Source organism: Thermococcus sp. LS1, assembly GCF_012027395.1.
GTDB lineage: Archaea > Methanobacteriota_B > Thermococci > Thermococcales > Thermococcaceae > Thermococcus.
This window is the reverse complement of sequence record NZ_SNUJ01000001.1, coordinates 1-13,630: the sequence shown is the minus strand read 5'-3', so window position 1 is coordinate 13,630 and position 13,630 is coordinate 1. Positions and strand designations below refer to the sequence as shown.

At 52.6% G+C, this 13,630-nt stretch carries 16 protein-coding genes and 1 other annotated feature; of the genes, 10 read left to right on the top strand and 6 right to left on the bottom strand.

Annotated features, from left to right (window positions below; genetic code table 11):
• The first annotated feature begins 73 nt into the window (after positions 1-73).
• Genes E3E26_RS00080 through E3E26_RS00070 form a run of 3 tightly spaced genes read left to right on the top strand, consistent with a single transcriptional unit; the run spans position 74 to position 2,034 of the window.
• A complete protein-coding gene (locus tag E3E26_RS00080; RefSeq protein WP_167899397.1) occupies positions 74-1,357 on the top strand; it encodes a prenyltransferase in 1,284 nt (427 codons plus the stop codon).
• A complete protein-coding gene (locus tag E3E26_RS00075; protein ID WP_167899396.1) occupies positions 1,336-1,629 on the top strand; it encodes a hypothetical protein in 294 nt (97 codons plus the stop codon). The genes E3E26_RS00080 and E3E26_RS00075 overlap by 22 nt, the downstream gene beginning before the upstream one ends.
• Positions 1,630-2,034 carry a secondary thiamine-phosphate synthase enzyme YjbQ gene (locus E3E26_RS00070; protein WP_167899395.1) on the top strand — a complete coding sequence of 135 codons (405 nt, stop codon included), beginning with the start codon at positions 1,630-1,632 and terminating at the stop codon, positions 2,032-2,034.
• On the opposite strand, the gene E3E26_RS00065 is transcribed toward E3E26_RS00070, so the two are convergent.
• Positions 2,035-2,592 (bottom strand): Era-like GTP-binding protein, encoded by a 558-nt coding sequence (locus E3E26_RS00065; protein WP_167899394.1) that lies wholly within the window; start codon positions 2,590-2,592, stop codon positions 2,035-2,037.
• A gap of 51 nt (positions 2,593-2,643) precedes the next feature.
• Between E3E26_RS00065 and E3E26_RS00060 the strand changes: the two genes are divergently transcribed.
• The 5 genes from E3E26_RS00060 (at position 2,644) to wtpC (ending at position 6,439) form a co-directional block, all read left to right on the top strand.
• Complete coding sequence (locus tag E3E26_RS00060; RefSeq protein WP_167899393.1) at positions 2,644-2,958, top strand: GTP-binding protein; 315 nt, start codon at positions 2,644-2,646, stop codon at positions 2,956-2,958.
• A gap of 2 nt (positions 2,959-2,960) precedes the next feature.
• Positions 2,961-3,515 carry an HD family hydrolase gene (locus tag E3E26_RS00055; RefSeq protein ID WP_167899392.1) on the top strand — a complete coding sequence of 185 codons (555 nt, stop codon included), beginning with the start codon at positions 2,961-2,963 and terminating at the stop codon, positions 3,513-3,515.
• Between the two features lie 66 nt (positions 3,516-3,581).
• The gene (gene wtpA / locus E3E26_RS00050; protein ID WP_167900044.1) at positions 3,582-4,625 is read left to right on the top strand and encodes a tungstate ABC transporter substrate-binding protein WtpA; all 1,044 of its coding nucleotides are present in this window, start codon (positions 3,582-3,584) and stop codon (positions 4,623-4,625) included.
• 40 nt (positions 4,626-4,665) lie between these two features.
• Entirely contained in the window at positions 4,666-5,418 is a 753-nt protein-coding gene (gene wtpB / locus E3E26_RS00045; RefSeq protein WP_167899391.1) for a tungstate ABC transporter permease WtpB, read from the top strand.
• Positions 5,405-6,439 carry a tungstate ABC transporter ATP-binding protein WtpC gene (gene wtpC, locus E3E26_RS00040; RefSeq protein WP_167899390.1) on the top strand — a complete coding sequence of 345 codons (1,035 nt, stop codon included), beginning with the start codon at positions 5,405-5,407 and terminating at the stop codon, positions 6,437-6,439. The genes wtpB and wtpC overlap by 14 nt, the downstream gene beginning before the upstream one ends.
• On the opposite strand, the gene tsaA is transcribed toward wtpC, so the two are convergent.
• From tsaA to E3E26_RS00025, 3 genes are all read right to left on the bottom strand, one after another.
• A complete protein-coding gene (gene tsaA / locus E3E26_RS00035) occupies positions 6,411-7,070 on the bottom strand; it encodes a tRNA (N6-threonylcarbamoyladenosine(37)-N6)-methyltransferase TrmO (protein ID WP_167899389.1) in 660 nt (219 codons plus the stop codon). The two genes, wtpC and tsaA, sit on opposite strands and share 29 nt — an antisense overlap.
• A gap of 41 nt (positions 7,071-7,111) precedes the next feature.
• Positions 7,112-8,050 (bottom strand): caspase family protein, encoded by a 939-nt coding sequence (locus E3E26_RS00030; RefSeq protein WP_167900043.1) that lies wholly within the window; start codon positions 8,048-8,050, stop codon positions 7,112-7,114.
• Positions 8,051-8,215: 165 nt separating this feature from the next.
• On the bottom strand, positions 8,216-9,481 hold the full coding sequence (locus E3E26_RS00025) for an adenosylhomocysteinase (protein ID WP_167900042.1): 1,266 nt from the start codon (positions 9,479-9,481) through the stop codon (positions 8,216-8,218).
• 54 nt (positions 9,482-9,535) lie between these two features.
• Between E3E26_RS00025 and E3E26_RS00020 the strand changes: the two genes are divergently transcribed.
• Both E3E26_RS00020 and E3E26_RS00015 read left to right on the top strand, forming a co-directional pair.
• Positions 9,536-10,105, top strand: coding sequence for a cyclase family protein (locus tag E3E26_RS00020; RefSeq protein WP_167899388.1), 570 nt, complete (start codon positions 9,536-9,538; stop codon positions 10,103-10,105).
• A 230-nt stretch (positions 10,106-10,335) separates the two neighbouring features.
• A complete protein-coding gene (locus E3E26_RS00015) occupies positions 10,336-11,484 on the top strand; it encodes a cell wall-binding repeat-containing protein (RefSeq protein WP_167899387.1) in 1,149 nt (382 codons plus the stop codon).
• 73 nt (positions 11,485-11,557) lie between these two features.
• Here E3E26_RS00015 and E3E26_RS00010 read toward each other — a convergent pair whose 3' ends face one another.
• On the bottom strand, positions 11,558-11,938 hold the full coding sequence (locus tag E3E26_RS00010) for a ribonuclease P protein component 4 (protein ID WP_167899386.1): 381 nt from the start codon (positions 11,936-11,938) through the stop codon (positions 11,558-11,560).
• Between the two features lie 4 nt (positions 11,939-11,942).
• Positions 11,943-13,481 carry a hypothetical protein gene (locus E3E26_RS00005; RefSeq protein ID WP_240911608.1) on the bottom strand — a complete coding sequence of 513 codons (1,539 nt, stop codon included), beginning with the start codon at positions 13,479-13,481 and terminating at the stop codon, positions 11,943-11,945.
• A gap of 53 nt (positions 13,482-13,534) precedes the next feature.
• Positions 13,535-13,622, top strand: a sequence feature (5S ribosomal RNA rRNA prediction is too short).
• Positions 13,623-13,630 lie beyond the last annotated feature (8 nt).

Sequence of the window (13,630 nt, the reverse complement as noted above, 5' to 3'; positions counted from 1 at the left end):
TAGGTTTAATAACATCAAACGCGTATTTTTAGTGAAATGAGCCCTGAGTAATTTACTCTCATGGGTGAAGGATATGCTAGTTAAGGAGATACTAGCCTCTGTTGAAATAATTCAAGACCCATATATCAAATCGGTTACCTATGCTAAAATAGGCGAGAGGTTGGCAAAGGCGAAGGATAACAACTACAGGACCGCCTTTTTGATGGCCATGGAGACTGCAAAGGAAATCGACGAGCCTGTTAAAATGTTCCGGGCACTTCTCTCGGTTGGCTACTCCCTCAGCAAGGCTGGCCTCAAATCGGCCAAGAGGATATACCAAGAGGTTCTCGAGGATTCCCGCGTTCTTTCGGCTCCTCAGCGGGATTTAATAATGCAGAGCGCTGCCACTTACATGCTTGCCCTCGGCGAAATAGGTGAGGCCGTGACGTATGCCCTTGAAATCAGCAACAGGAAGCTTAGGAATGAGGTTTTACTCGAAATAATACGCACTAACACCCGGATGATTGGAAAGGAGCAGCTGAAAGTCGCCTACCGCCTCAGGAGAAGTAAGCTTGCCCTGGAGTATATTGATTCTGAACCCTACCGCTCCAAGGCCCTTCTCGAGCTGATTAAGGCCTACATGATTCTTGGAAGCTACGAGAACGGGATAGCCCTCATCAGAGCAATCGGCGTTAAAGAGTGGGCCAGGCAGGCCTTTAAGGAGGTCGCCTTCTACCTGAAGGACAAGGAAGTTCTCGGCCATTACATAGATTCCCTCGAGGAGGTGGCCAACGAGCTCATAGACCGCTTTGGAGAGGAGTTCACTGTGGAGCTCGCCCTCGCCTTTGCCCTCACTGGGGAGGGTGTTCCGGCCGTAGAGCTCATCAGACGTCTCGAAGACAGTGAGTCGCTTCTCGTGAAGATGGCTCTGGAACTTCTGGAAAGAGACCACGATGTTCTCCCCAAGTTCATATCTGCCCTGAATGAAGAGGAAGCAGAGGTTGTTGGTAAGGTCATGATGAACAGAATTCTTGAGAGGCCGGAGAAGGGGAGCTGGGAGATCGTTAAGGCAATAGGGAAAAGCACACCAAGCGAAGAAGTCTGGGCCAAGATAGCCCGCTACTACGTCCTCGTTGGGGAGCTCGAGGGGGCAATGAAAGTTGGAACACTCATCCAGGACAGAAGGCTTCGCTCAATAGTGATGGGGGACATAGCCCATCATCTGGTCAAGAAGGGTGAGGTTGATAAGGCCATTGACGCCGCCGTTGAAGTCAGGGATCCAAGGTTCTCTTCGATACTCGTCTCGGAGATACTCATCAAAGCGCTTGAGCGTGAGCTTCCGAGGAGGGTTAAGCCATGGAACGGCTCAAAGCACTGATCGGATGGAAGGAGAGTAAAGTCGAGTTCATAGGCGACCTGATAACCCTTCTCTTAACCGACAAGGATGTTTACGCAGACGAAGTTCTGTTCAGGGACGCCATCGAGGAGATATACAACACGCTGCGCTCGGAGGTTATTGATAAAGGCAGAAGCGAACTCGTTGGGGCTTATGAGAAGGCAGTCCTTTTAAGGGCCATAGTCTCTGGGGATATTAAAAGTCCGGAGGAAGTCCTTATTGATATCCGGAAGAACCTCCACATGGTGAGGTGAATGCTCTTCGAAATCGAGGTACCTACAAAGGAGCGGTTTCAGATAGTGGATATAACAAGGGAGGTTCAGCACCTCGTCTGGAGGAGCGACGTCACGAGCGGCATCGTCGTTGTTTTTACTAAGCACACGACGACGGGCCTCTTCATAAATGAGAATGAGGAGAGGCTCCTCCAGGATATAAAGGCCAAGATGAAGGAACTTGTTCCCAAAGGGGCCGGCTACGGTCATGACTCAATAGACAGCAACGCCCACTCCCATATAAGGGCAAGCCTCTTCCTCAGCCCCGAGGTCGTCGTGCCAATAGACGAAGGAGAACTCCTGCTTGGAACTTGGCAGAGGATACTCTTCGTCGAACTCGATGGGCCGAGGCACAGAAAAGTTCTGGTAAAGATATGCAAGTGCTGATCAGACGTACTGGGCGTAATAGGCTAACGCCTTCAGCAGGTCGTTGAAGCCTTCGTAGGTGACCAGCGAGAGGGGGATGGCCTCCTGCTCAAGACGCTTCTTTATTATCCTCCTCAGCTCCTCGACCCTCTCCCTTGGAACAAGGTCTATCTTATTGATGACCACTATTATCGGCTTCTCGTATCTGAACTTGAGCATGTGGTGGAGCTTCTCCATACCCCTGTGGAGGCCGACCGTCGCATCGACCATGTGGATGACGATGTCCGATGATATTATCTCCTCTAGGATCTCCCTGAACTTCTCCTCACTGAGGACTTTCCCCCTGAACTCCCTCTGTGGATCAAAGAGTCCGGCCGTGTCTATGAGGACGAACTCATCTGCCCCACCCATCGGGTTCTTCATGCTCTTCGGTATCTTCAGCTTGCCGAAGCGCCGCCTTATGGTTCCCTTCGTGGTTCCTGGAAGGTTCTCCACCTCTGAAATTTTGCCCCCAATGAGGGCGTTCATGAGCGTTGATTTGCCGACGTTCTCGGCCCCTATAATCGCAACCTTTATCATACCCTCACCCCACAGATAGTACTCGAAGTCGGGCTATAAAGGTGATGAAGTATGCCCAAGAGGATCAAGCTCGGTCATCATTATTATTACATCGTTACGGTTGATGAGCTCCATGCCGGCGGTTTCAGGGGCAAGAACGTTGTCATCGAGGGCACTATTGAGGACAAGCCTCTGATTGAGTTCCTCCCCATGGAACTTCCTGGATACAGAACCACGTTTAAAGTTTCCGGCATCAGGGTCGAGTTCTCCGGAAGCCCATGTCTGGGCAAGGGGGAGTGGGTGAGGGTTTACGGAAGGTTCTTGGGCGACTGCATAATGGCGAGCGCGATAGAGACCGAAAAAGCCGTTTTCACCACGGAGGAGTGAGCATGCTTGATCTATTTTTTGAAGCCGGGAACCTCAAGAAGCTGCCGAGAACAGGCTGGCTTCTGAGGGGCGTTTCAAATCCGGAGAGCATAGCCGACCATAGCTACCGCGTGGCTCTGATAACCCTTTTTTTGGCCGATTCTTTGAGGGAAAAGGGGATTGAGATAGACGTTGAGCGGGCCCTCAAGATAGCGATACTCCACGATCTGGCAGAGGCAAGAATAACGGACATTCCTCTAACTGCCCAGTACTACCTCGATAAGGAGAAAGCCGAGAAGAAGGCTGCAATGGAGATGTTCATTAAGGCCGGACCCCTGGCAAAGGAGTACTTCAGGTTCTGGCGCGAGTACGAGGAAGGGCTCAGCCTTGAGGGCAGACTCGTTAAGTTCGCCGACAAGCTGGAAATGTTGATTCAGGCACTGGAATACGAGCGGGCGGGCTTTAAGAATCTCGACGAGTTCTGGAGCGCTCTTGAAAAGTTGAGGGAGAGCGAGTTCTATCAACATTTCCGGGACTTGGTCGAAGAACTCGTCACCCGACGTAAACAGAAACGTTAACTTAAACATGTTTGTTTTCTCAAAATGCTTAAATACTCGCTTCTGGGTATTAGTTCGGTGGTTCCAATGAGGTGGAAGGGCATTCTCTTAATGGCTATTCTCATCCTTTCAGTGGTCGCTGCGGGGTGTATAAGCGGCGATGGCTCTGAGACTTCGACCTCTGGACCTAAGGAGGCGACGCTGATAGTCTTTCACGCCGGCTCGCTCAGCGTTCCGTTCCAGCAGTTAGAGGAAGAGTTCGCAAAGTACGCCGAGGAGAACCTTGGCTATAAGGTAACTTTCCAGGATGAGGCCAGCGGAAGTGTTGCGGCCGTCAGGAAGGTCACGGACCTCGGCAAGAAGGCCGACATAGTTGCTGTTGCCGACTACACCCTCATACCCCAGCTGATGATACCCAACTACACCGACTTCTACGTCATCTTTGCCACCAATGAGATAGTCATAGCCTTCACCGACAAGAGCAAGTACGCTGACGAGATAAACTCCGACAACTGGTATGAGATTCTCTCAAGGGACGACGTTTCCTTCGGCTTCAGCGACCCGAACCAGGATCCCTGCGGTTACAGGAGCGTTATGGTCATGAAGCTCGCCGATTACTACTATGGCAAGCCAATCTTTGAGACCCTGGTCGAGAAGAACACCAACATCTACTTCAACGGCACCCACGTAGTGGCCCCCAAGGAGATTCAGATCAAGAATGACAGGGTTGTTATAAGGCCCAAGGAGACTGACCTTACCGCCCTCGTCGAATCCGGAAGCCTTGACTACTACTTCATCTACAAGAGCGTGGCCGAGCAGCACGGCCTCAAGTACATCGAGCTCCCCAACGAGATAAACCTCAAGGACTTCAAGATGGCAGACTACTACGGCAAGGTTCAAATTTACATCGGCTCAACAGAGAAAGTTATCCAGGCAAAGCCCATCGTTTACGGCGTCACCGTCCCCAAGGATGCACCCAACAGGGAGCTGGCGATGGAGTTCCTCAAGTACCTCCTGAGCGAGAAGGGTAAGGAGGTATTCCAGAAGAACTATCAGGACTTCATATGGCCGCCGGTAGCTTTCGGCAACGTGCCCGACGAAATCAAGGACATGGTCAAGGTTGAGGGATGATATTTTTATTTCCCTCTTCAAAATTTTCTGGGGGGCGAAAATGAAGCGCGACTACACGGTGGCGTTCTTTGCCCTCATGGGGAGCTTCATAGTGCTCTACATTGCAATTCCCCTAATCGTGATTTTCCTCAAGCAGGCCTCCGACTGGGGGATGCTCGTAAAGACGCTCCATGACGAGCTTGTCATAAAGGCCCTCAAGAACTCCCTGCTAACGGCAACCGCGACCGCGTTAATATCACTCCTCTTCGGCGTTCCCCTCGGCTACGTCTTGGCTAGAAAGGACTTCAAAGGTAAAAGCCTCGTTCAGGCCATAGTTGATGTTCCAATCGTTATCCCCCATTCTGTCGTCGGTATAATGCTTCTGGTAACCTTCTCGAGCGCCATTCTTGACAGCTACGCCGGAATAATAGCGGCGATGCTCTTCGTTTCAGCTCCCTTCGCGATAAACGCTGCGCGCGACGGGTTTTTGGCAGTGGATGAAGAGCTGGAGCACGTCGCGAGAACCCTTGGCGCCTCCCGCCTGAGGGCCTTCTTCTCAATAGCCCTCCCAATGGCGTTTCCAGCCATAGCGAGCGGCGCGATAATGACCTGGGCGAGGGCGATAAGCGAGGTCGGAGCGATTTTGATAGTCGCCTACTACCCCAAGACCGCCCAGGTTCTGGTCATGGAGTACTTTAACAACTACGGGCTGAGGGCATCGAGGCCCATTTCGGTCATACTCATAGTAATGAGCCTCACTATATTCGTGATACTTAGATGGCTCGTGGGGAGGAGGGCGGATGCTGGAAATTAAATCCATATCTAAAGACTGGAAGGAGTTCAAGCTCCGGGGGGTAACCTTCGACGTTAAGGCAGGGGAGTACTTCATAATCCTCGGCCCGAGCGGCGCGGGAAAGACCGTTCTGCTGGAAATCATAGCAGGCATAATAGAGCCCGATTCCGGTCAGGTAATCCTAGAGGGGAGCGATGTAACTAACTGGCCGCCGGAGAGAAGGGGCTTAGCTTATATCCCTCAGAACTACGCCCTCTTCCCTCACATGAGCGTTTACGATAACATTGCCTTTGGTTTGAAGCTCAGGAGGATTCCAAAGCCCGAAATCGAGAAGAAGGTCAAGGGGATAGCTGAAGTTCTTGGCATAGACCACCTCCTCCACAGGAAGCCGAAGACCCTTAGTGGCGGCGAGAGCCAGAGGGTGGCTATAGCGAGGGCGTTGGTGGTCGAGCCCAAGCTTCTCCTCCTTGACGAGCCCTTCGCCAACCTCGACGTCCAGACGAGGGCCAGGCTGATAGGGGAGATGAAGCGCTGGAAGAAAGAACTGGGCTTCACAGCTTTGCATGTCACCCACTCCTTCGAGGAAGCCGTAAGTTTGGGTGATAGGGTTGGGGTTATGCTCGACGGGAGGCTTGTCCAGGTCGGTCCCGTGAGGGAGGTCTTCTCAAGGCCAGCGAGCGAAGAAGTTGCGCGCTTCCTCGGTTTCGAGAACATCATTGAGGGAACGGCCGAGGGAAGGGTTCTCAGGGCGAACGGCATCGAGATTGAGCTTCCGGTGGAGGCGAGCGGGAAGATACGCGTCGGTTTAAGGCCAGAGGACATAATCCTCTCCATCGAGCCGATAAGAACCTCTGCCAGGAACGAGTTCAAAGCGGTGGTTGATTCGGTGGAAGAGCTCGGCCCGCTCGTGAGGGTGCACCTCAAGGCAGGCGAGCTTTATCTCAGGGCATTCATAACCCGTTCCTCTATGCTTGAGATGGGGATAGGGAAAGGGAAAGAAGTCTATGTGAGCTTCAAGGCGAGCGCCCTTCACGTCTTCTGAATCTGTCCTTTATCTCCACGGGCAGGTTTTCGTAAATTTCCTTTAGGGCCTCTATAAGCTCAACGAGTTCTTCCGCTGTCAGTACGGTGGTCTTTGGCCCGATTTCAAGAACCAGCGCGTCGTACTCCTCCGGCAAAACCTCCTCCAGCTCGTCGAGGTGTTCGCTTTTCCTCGGTATCAGGTTGACCTCTCCAACCTGCCGAGATTTCCCGATGTCGAGCTCCCACTCCTCGATGGGTATTTCCTGTGGGCAATCGAGCCTCTCGACGAGTATCTTGATGTCGGCTATTGGCGTTCCGTCGTGGGCGTCAATCCAGTCTATGTACAACCTGTTTCCCTTTATTCTGTGGATTTTGACCGCATAAATTGCCAAGGGGTTAGGCCTAACGGGAGAGCGCGTGGCAAAGACGCCCGTCAGTGGGTTCTCTGGATTGTTGTAGGGGTGCACCCTCAGAATATTTCGCTTCTCCGGGGTGTCACTTTCATGGAACCAGAGGATGAGCTTTATCCAATCTCCCTCTCGAAGCCCTTCTACGGCTTCGCTGAACTCGGGATAGATTTCAAGCCAAGTTTTCTCGTTTTCTTTCCTGACTCTGCCAACAGGGATAATCTTGAAGGACTCAAAGTCCATAACATCACCAGAAGAAGAAAAGAAGAGAGAGTTAAAACGCTTTACGGAAGGAGATCGTTGGTGAAGCCGTCCGCTATAACGGGTGTTTGCTGCTCGCAGTTGGCCAGGGTATAGTCAAAGGCCTCCTCGACGGTGACGTCAGGAGTAGATGGGTCTCCATCGTGGTCGTAGACATCGGCGTAGCCGTAGTTTATGCCCTCAAGGAAGAAGTAGTACGTAAACTGGCCGTGCTCCCACTCGGCGCTCTCGAGTGAGAATTCCCGTTCTCCAGAGGCCATGACAACTATCCTGCCCTCAGCGGCCAAATCAGTCATTCCACCGGAGTAGCAGCTGTCAAAGATGAATATTATCCTGTCAGTTGGGAAGTCCTCGAACCATGCTCTGAGCTGGCCGTCCCATATAAGGATAAAGCTTCCGTCAGGGTTGCCGTCGTGAGTGACTATCGCTTCGTCAATTACCTCGTCGTCTCCATCATCGGCCCTTCCGGTTGAACCGTGACCGCTGAAGTAGAACACAACCTCATCTCCCGGCTGAACCTTCGACTTGAGCTCCATAACGGCGTTGTATATGTTGTAGAAACTCGCGTCCATGTTGAGGAGGAAGATTATGTTCTCTGGCTTGAAGCCGTAGACGTTAATCAGCGTATCGTAGACTAGCTGGGCGTCATCGTCCGTGTACTGAAGGTCGCTCGATGTTCCTGGATAATCGGCGATACCGATAACTATCGCGTACTTCTCTCCTTCGACTGGGGCCCCGAGGATACCCGTTGCCGCGGTTGTGGTGCTTGTTCCTCCACCTCTTCCGCCGCGGAATCCTCCGGCCTTTGGAATGTAGTCTACGGTTATCTTGTGCCCTATCTTCACGTCCTCTGCGTACAGGGGCTTGGAGTAATCTATGCCATGCCTCTGCTGAACAGAGGCGACCATTGGTAGACTCAGCAGGACTACTAACACCACAAATATAGCTGAAAGTTTCTTCATGTGGATCACCGCAACTGGATATGGATTTATGGATAAAAGATTTTCTTCGTGTTTTACATTGATAGCAGCCCTTATCGTTACAAGTAACAACAGAAGAGTTTTCAAAAATGAATAAAAATTGGTAGGACTCCTGTGTTGTCTTATGGACAAAAATCAACGTTTTCATTATGTGCCATGCTCCCAGCTTTGGAGATACCTACGTTGCTCCTCCGTGAGTTTTTCAATCTCGATGCCCATTGCCTTGAGCTTAATCCTCGCCACCATCTCATCTATCTCTCTTGGGAGCACATAGACTTTAGGCTCAAGCTTCTCATGGTTGTTTCTGATATATTCGGCCGCCTTAGCCTGCAGAGCAAAGCTCATGTCCATTATCTCAGCGGGATGGCCATCTGCTGCAGCCAGATTGACGAGTCTGCCCTCCGCGAGGAGATAGAGCCTTCTTCCATCGGCGAGCTTGTACTCGGTGATATTTGGCCTCGGCTGGTTTATCTCTACAGCCAGTGCCTCTAGGTCGGGTTTGCTTATCTCAACGTCGAAATGGCCGGCGTTGGCAAGGATAACACCGTCCTTCATGAGCTCGAAGTGCTCTTTGCGAATGCAGTTGATGTCTCCGGTTGCTGTGATGAAGATGTCACCAATTTTTGCAGCCTCGAGCATGTTCGTGACCATGAAGCCGTCCATTCTTGCCTCGAGAACCCTGATCGGGTCAACTTCGACAACGATAACGGTTGCTCCGAGTCCCCGGGCTCTCATAGCTATGCCTCTTCCGCACCAGCCGTAGCCGACAACGACGACATTTTTCCCGGCTATAAGCAGGTTGGTAGTTCTTAGTATGCCATCCCACGTGGACTGGCCCGTTCCGTAGCGGTTGTCGAAGAGATATTTGGTGTAGCTATCGTTCACAGCTATTATCGGGAACCTCAGCACGCCGTCCTTCTCCATTGCGCGGAGTCTTATAACGCCGGTCGTAGTCTCTTCACTGGCACCCCAAACCTCGTCTATCAGCTCCGTCCTTTCGCGGTGGACGACGCTTATCATGTCTGCCCCATCGTCTATTATTATGTTCGGCCTAATATCCAGCGCCCTATGCATGTTCTCGTAGTACTCCTCCAGGCTCTCGCCCCTCACCGCGTAGACCTTAACGCCGGCCTTGGCCAGAGCCGCAACAACGTCGTCCTGGGTTGAAAGTGGGTTGCTCGCTGCCGCCGAAACCTCTGCACCGGCTGCCTTAAGGGTGAGCAGTAAAAATGCCGTCTTCATTTCGAGGTGGAGTGTTGCCGCGATCCTAACCCCCTTGAAGGGCTGCTTCTTCTCGAAATCCTCCCTTATGCTCTGGAGAACTGGCATAAAGCGAGATACCCAGTCTATCTTCTTCTCCCCGCTGGGTGCCAGGTTGATGTCCTTGACGCAGTAATCCTTCGTGCAGTCCATCGTTATCACCGCAGGGTTTTAATCCTTGAACGTTAAAAGCTCATTGGTGGTTCCATGATAATCGACCTGTCCCTTTCCCTCTCCGAGGAGACCCGGGTTTATCCCGGAGACCCGGAGGTACGGATAAAGCCCTGGGCAGTTATAGAACGCGACGGCTACTACATGAACGTCTTAAAGCTGGGTGAGCACAGCGGAACCCACGTCGATGCGCCGGCACACTTTATACCTGGAGGGAAAACAGTTGACGAGCTTCCCCTTGAGAAGTTTATGGGTCCCGGCCTCGTTATCGATGTCCGAAGCGGTGAAGGACTAGTAGGGCTTGAAGAGGTGCCTGACTCCGGATTCCTGGGGAGGGTTGTTCTGTTCCTCACCGGAGGGAGGGAGCTATCACCAGAGGTTGCCCTGTTCCTTGTCGCGGAGGGGGCCAGAGCTGTTGGAACAGATGCCATGAGCATAGGGGATGATGCCGTGCACAGGATACTCCTCAGTGAGGAGGTACCGATCTTCGAGAACCTTACCAACCTCGAGCTTTTGGTGGGGAGAGAGTTCACATTCATAGCATTTCCACTGAAGGTTAGGGGAGGTTCGGGCAGTCCAGTCCGAGCAGTTGCTATAACCAAATAAGCCTGTGTCAGTATGGGTTTGGTACTATTACATCTCAGCCGTTTTCTAGATTTGGCGGTGAATCCTCGATTTTTAAACGCAGCTAAACATTGAGAAACCTTTATTAACAGTTACTGGATAAAAACCCGCTCTCAACGCTTTTTTCTAAACAATGGGTAACACAACTGGACGATTTCCTGAAAAAAGCTTAAATATGTCTTTTTTCATAAGGATAACTGAGGTGAGGTGCTATGATAGGAAAGAAAGTCCTAGCAATCCTGTTCGGATTGCTGATGTTAGCAATGCCGGTAAGCTTCACGGGCGTCAGCGCGGCCACCGAAAGCGTCACAGTGATACTCGTCAGCGACAACGCTGCAGATAAGTGTATAGCAGAGTACTTGGCCAACGAGACAGGTGCGATCATTGTGACGACTACGTGGGGTGTTTACGACCCGAACGTCACTGCTGAGATAATGAGCTACGCTCCGGACGAGGTCATAATAATAGGCGGTCCCGACGCGGTGGTGGAAGAGTACGTTACGGACCTGCAGGAGCTGGGTATTACAGTGGAGCGCTGGGGCGGTCAGAACAGGTACGAGACAAACCTCATGGTCATGACTCAAGCCCAGGTCAAGTTCGGCCTTAAGTTCAATGGAAGCGTTGTGGTAGCTGGAAACGACAGCCTGGCAATTCAGAACGCCCTCAGGATAGCGGTTCAGAACAGGGCTATAATACTCTACGTTAACAAGACCACGAACATCACCCTGCTGATGGAGAGGTTCCAGATAAGGAACATGACCATGGTTCACACCCATGCCTCTGAAATGATCATGGAGCTGGTTAGGAAGCAGCTCAAGGAGTGCAACTGCACCGCGAAGGAAGTCCAGGTCAACGTTACCAAGGAGACCGTGCTCCAGCTGATGATTCAGGTCAGGGAGAGGCTCAGGGCCATTGAGGAGATAGCCAATGCCACCAACGCTACTCAGCTCATGGAGCAGGTTCGCGTCATGGAGATGACCATGGAGAAGGCCAACCAGGCCCTTCAGGCTGGCAACTACACCTACGCCTACCAGCTCATGCTCGAGCTCCAGGTCAGGACCCAGTTCAGCCTCAAGGCAGCGAATGGCGAGATGAGGATAGCAATAAAGAACAGCGAGAAGATGGCCCTCGAGAGGGAGCTTGTGAAGCTTGAAGCTCAGATACGGGTTATGGAGAAGGCGGGCATTGATGTAAGCCAGATCAACGCCCTCATGGAGCAGCTCAGGGTTGCCATCCAGAACGGCCAGTACGACGTTGCAAAGCAGCTTATGAACCAGATAAAGAGTATGATCCAGGAAGCCTACAGGAACGGCAGGGACGCCATAAGGAGTGTCCCGAGAGAGAGGCCTCGAAGGCCTTGAACTTTCATTGTTTAACGTTGGGCACCACCATCAACGAACTCTCGATACGTGGAGTTTAAATCAGATGCTCAAATCAGTCCCTTTCCCTTTTCTCGGCATTTTTCCTTCGTTTTTCCTTCTGCTCCTTTAGGTAGGGATACCTCATGATGTGCCCGCAGTTGAGGCACTTGATTACCACGTGGGGTATCCGCTTGTTCCTCAGCCTAACCCTGGCGTTCACGCCGGGAACGAGGAACGAGTGGCATCTCTTGCAGTAGCGCCTCTTCCATTTCTTTGGCATCCTTATCTTGGCCTTCTGCTGGACGGCCAGGGCTATTTCGACGTAGCGGTTGGCTAATTCAGGCTCGTAGGGAAAGACGCGCTCGGCGAGTGTGAAGAGAATCTCGACTCTCTCCCTCGCTATTCTCTTCTTCTCCCGCTGCTCTCTCTGGCGTATGAACTTCTTTTTTGACATGGTATCACCGTACCAGCCTCAGCTTTCCGGGAAATGGCTCGTAAATGTAGCCGGTGGCTATAAACCTTTCAATCATGTCGAGGGCGTCCCGCTCGTTGAAGCCGCCCCTCACCATCTCCCTCAGGAACTCCTCCCTGGTAACCTCGCCGCTCGGGCTTGTTGATGCCAGGTCATGGAAAATCTGGAGGGCCTTTTGGGCCCTGACGTCACGGGGGATGTAGCGCTCGTACTCTTTCTCAAGCTTCATTATGACTTCAGGCCGTTTCCTGATAATCTCGTCGAGAACCACGTTCCATTCGTTCAGTATGGTGTCGTCGATCTCCCTAACGTCCTTTGCAGCCTTGTCTGTGATTTTTCCGTAGAACCTTGTGATGGCCCCGAAGAGCCTGGCGTCGAGGTAGAACCTCATTCCGAGGTGGAACACCCCTCTCGGCGTCGTCAGCTTTCCAAAAGTCTCGCTGTACTCCTCCCTGCCCCACCGACGCCATTTTAGGTGCTCCTCCCTCAGCCTGCCGAGCTCATCGTGGCTCATGGAGCGAAAGCGCTCCCTGTTGATGAAGATCGTCACGAGCAGGTTGGGGATCAGCTGCCTGAACTCCCTGTTCTCTTCGAAGTACGGCTTCTCCTCCCAGGGCATGAGGACAAAAGGCGTCTCGGAGATCTTGGCCAGTGCGTCGGTGGGGTCTGCCTCCACGTCCTGGGGGAGGAGACCGATCGCCCTCTTGTTCATAAGGTACTTCTCAGTCCACTTCGGAATCCTAACCAGGCCCCTCTTCGATGGGGGAGTGTAGTATTTCATATCGCTCCTGTTGGGGTTGCGGGTTCGAAAGTCTATGTCCAGCATGGGGTCGATTATCTCGAGGGAGGTTTCTTTTCCGAGCCTGAGCTCCCAGGGCAGGCTCGACTGGAGGTACTTGAGGGCCTTCCAGAGGGCCAGGAGTCCCATGTTCTCCCTGTGCTTGTAGACCGTGTACTCAAAGCCCTCGCCCCACTGGGACGCCTCGCTTCCCCAGAGGATGTAGGGGACACCGTAGAGGGAGTATATGAGGGCCTTCCTCATGTCGTCACGGACGTAGATCGTCCTTTCAAAAAGCTCAACGACCTCGCGCTTGCTGAGGGCGAACTCGCGGTAGTCCTTCCAGTAGTCCGAGTAGTCTTTTCCCTCAATGGAGCTCGCGTGGATCATCCTTAGGTTGCCGAGGGGATAAGCGTCGATGATACCTCTGACAAGCACGTAACTCCCGGGCCTGACTTCCCCGCTTACCCTGGTGTTCTCTGTGGCTCGAACGATCAGGTACGTCCTGAACTCGTCCTCCCCCAGACCCTCCAGCTCCGATGGAGAGAGCGGGGAGAGGAGGTAATAGGCGGCATCCCTTGGGGCGTGGGGAGGCTTCCTCGCGAGCAGGAAACCTGCTACCTCTGTCTCTTCGCCGTTTTTTATTCTCTGAAGTCTCATCTGGAACTCCCTAACCCTTCTGCTAGGGCTCAGCGGCTCCCTCATCCGCTCCAGTCTCAGTAGTTCGAGTATCTCCTTCTCCATCATCCGTCTTCATCGACCGTAAGATTTATAAATGCACCGCGGGAGGTATGTATCGGTACGGCGGTCATAGCGGCGGGGTTACACCCGGTCTCGTTTCGACCCCGGAAGTTAAGCCCGCCAGCGATCCCGGGTGTACTGCCCTCCGAGAGGGG

Bases quoted from the DNA above. Each gene is read 5' to 3' on its own strand.
- E3E26_RS00070 (WP_167899395.1), top strand. From the start codon at position 1,630: ATGCTCTTCGAAATCGAGGTACCTACAAAGGAGCGGTTTCAGATAGTG.
- wtpB (WP_167899391.1), top strand. From the start codon at position 4,666: ATGAAGCGCGACTACACGGTGGCGTTCTTTGCCCTCATGGGGAGCTTC.
- wtpC (WP_167899390.1), top strand. From the start codon at position 5,405: ATGCTGGAAATTAAATCCATATCTAAAGACTGGAAGGAGTTCAAGCTC.
- E3E26_RS00030 (WP_167900043.1), bottom strand. From the start codon at position 8,050: ATGAAGAAACTTTCAGCTATATTTGTGGTGTTAGTAGTCCTGCTGAGT.
- tsaA (WP_167899389.1), bottom strand. From the start codon at position 7,070: ATGGACTTTGAGTCCTTCAAGATTATCCCTGTTGGCAGAGTCAGGAAA.
- E3E26_RS00060 (WP_167899393.1), top strand. From the start codon at position 2,644: ATGCCCAAGAGGATCAAGCTCGGTCATCATTATTATTACATCGTTACG.
- E3E26_RS00020 (WP_167899388.1), top strand. From the start codon at position 9,536: ATGATAATCGACCTGTCCCTTTCCCTCTCCGAGGAGACCCGGGTTTAT.
- E3E26_RS00065 (WP_167899394.1), bottom strand. From the start codon at position 2,592: ATGATAAAGGTTGCGATTATAGGGGCCGAGAACGTCGGCAAATCAACG.
- E3E26_RS00015 (WP_167899387.1), top strand. From the start codon at position 10,336: ATGATAGGAAAGAAAGTCCTAGCAATCCTGTTCGGATTGCTGATGTTA.
- E3E26_RS00025 (WP_167900042.1), bottom strand. From the start codon at position 9,481: ATGGACTGCACGAAGGATTACTGCGTCAAGGACATCAACCTGGCACCC.
- E3E26_RS00055 (WP_167899392.1), top strand. From the start codon at position 2,961: ATGCTTGATCTATTTTTTGAAGCCGGGAACCTCAAGAAGCTGCCGAGA.
- E3E26_RS00010 (WP_167899386.1), bottom strand. From the start codon at position 11,938: ATGTCAAAAAAGAAGTTCATACGCCAGAGAGAGCAGCGGGAGAAGAAG.
- wtpA (WP_167900044.1), top strand. From the start codon at position 3,582: ATGAGGTGGAAGGGCATTCTCTTAATGGCTATTCTCATCCTTTCAGTG.
- E3E26_RS00080 (WP_167899397.1), top strand. From the start codon at position 74: ATGCTAGTTAAGGAGATACTAGCCTCTGTTGAAATAATTCAAGACCCA.
- E3E26_RS00005 (WP_240911608.1), bottom strand. From the start codon at position 13,481: ATGATGGAGAAGGAGATACTCGAACTACTGAGACTGGAGCGGATGAGG.
- E3E26_RS00075 (WP_167899396.1), top strand. From the start codon at position 1,336: ATGGAACGGCTCAAAGCACTGATCGGATGGAAGGAGAGTAAAGTCGAG.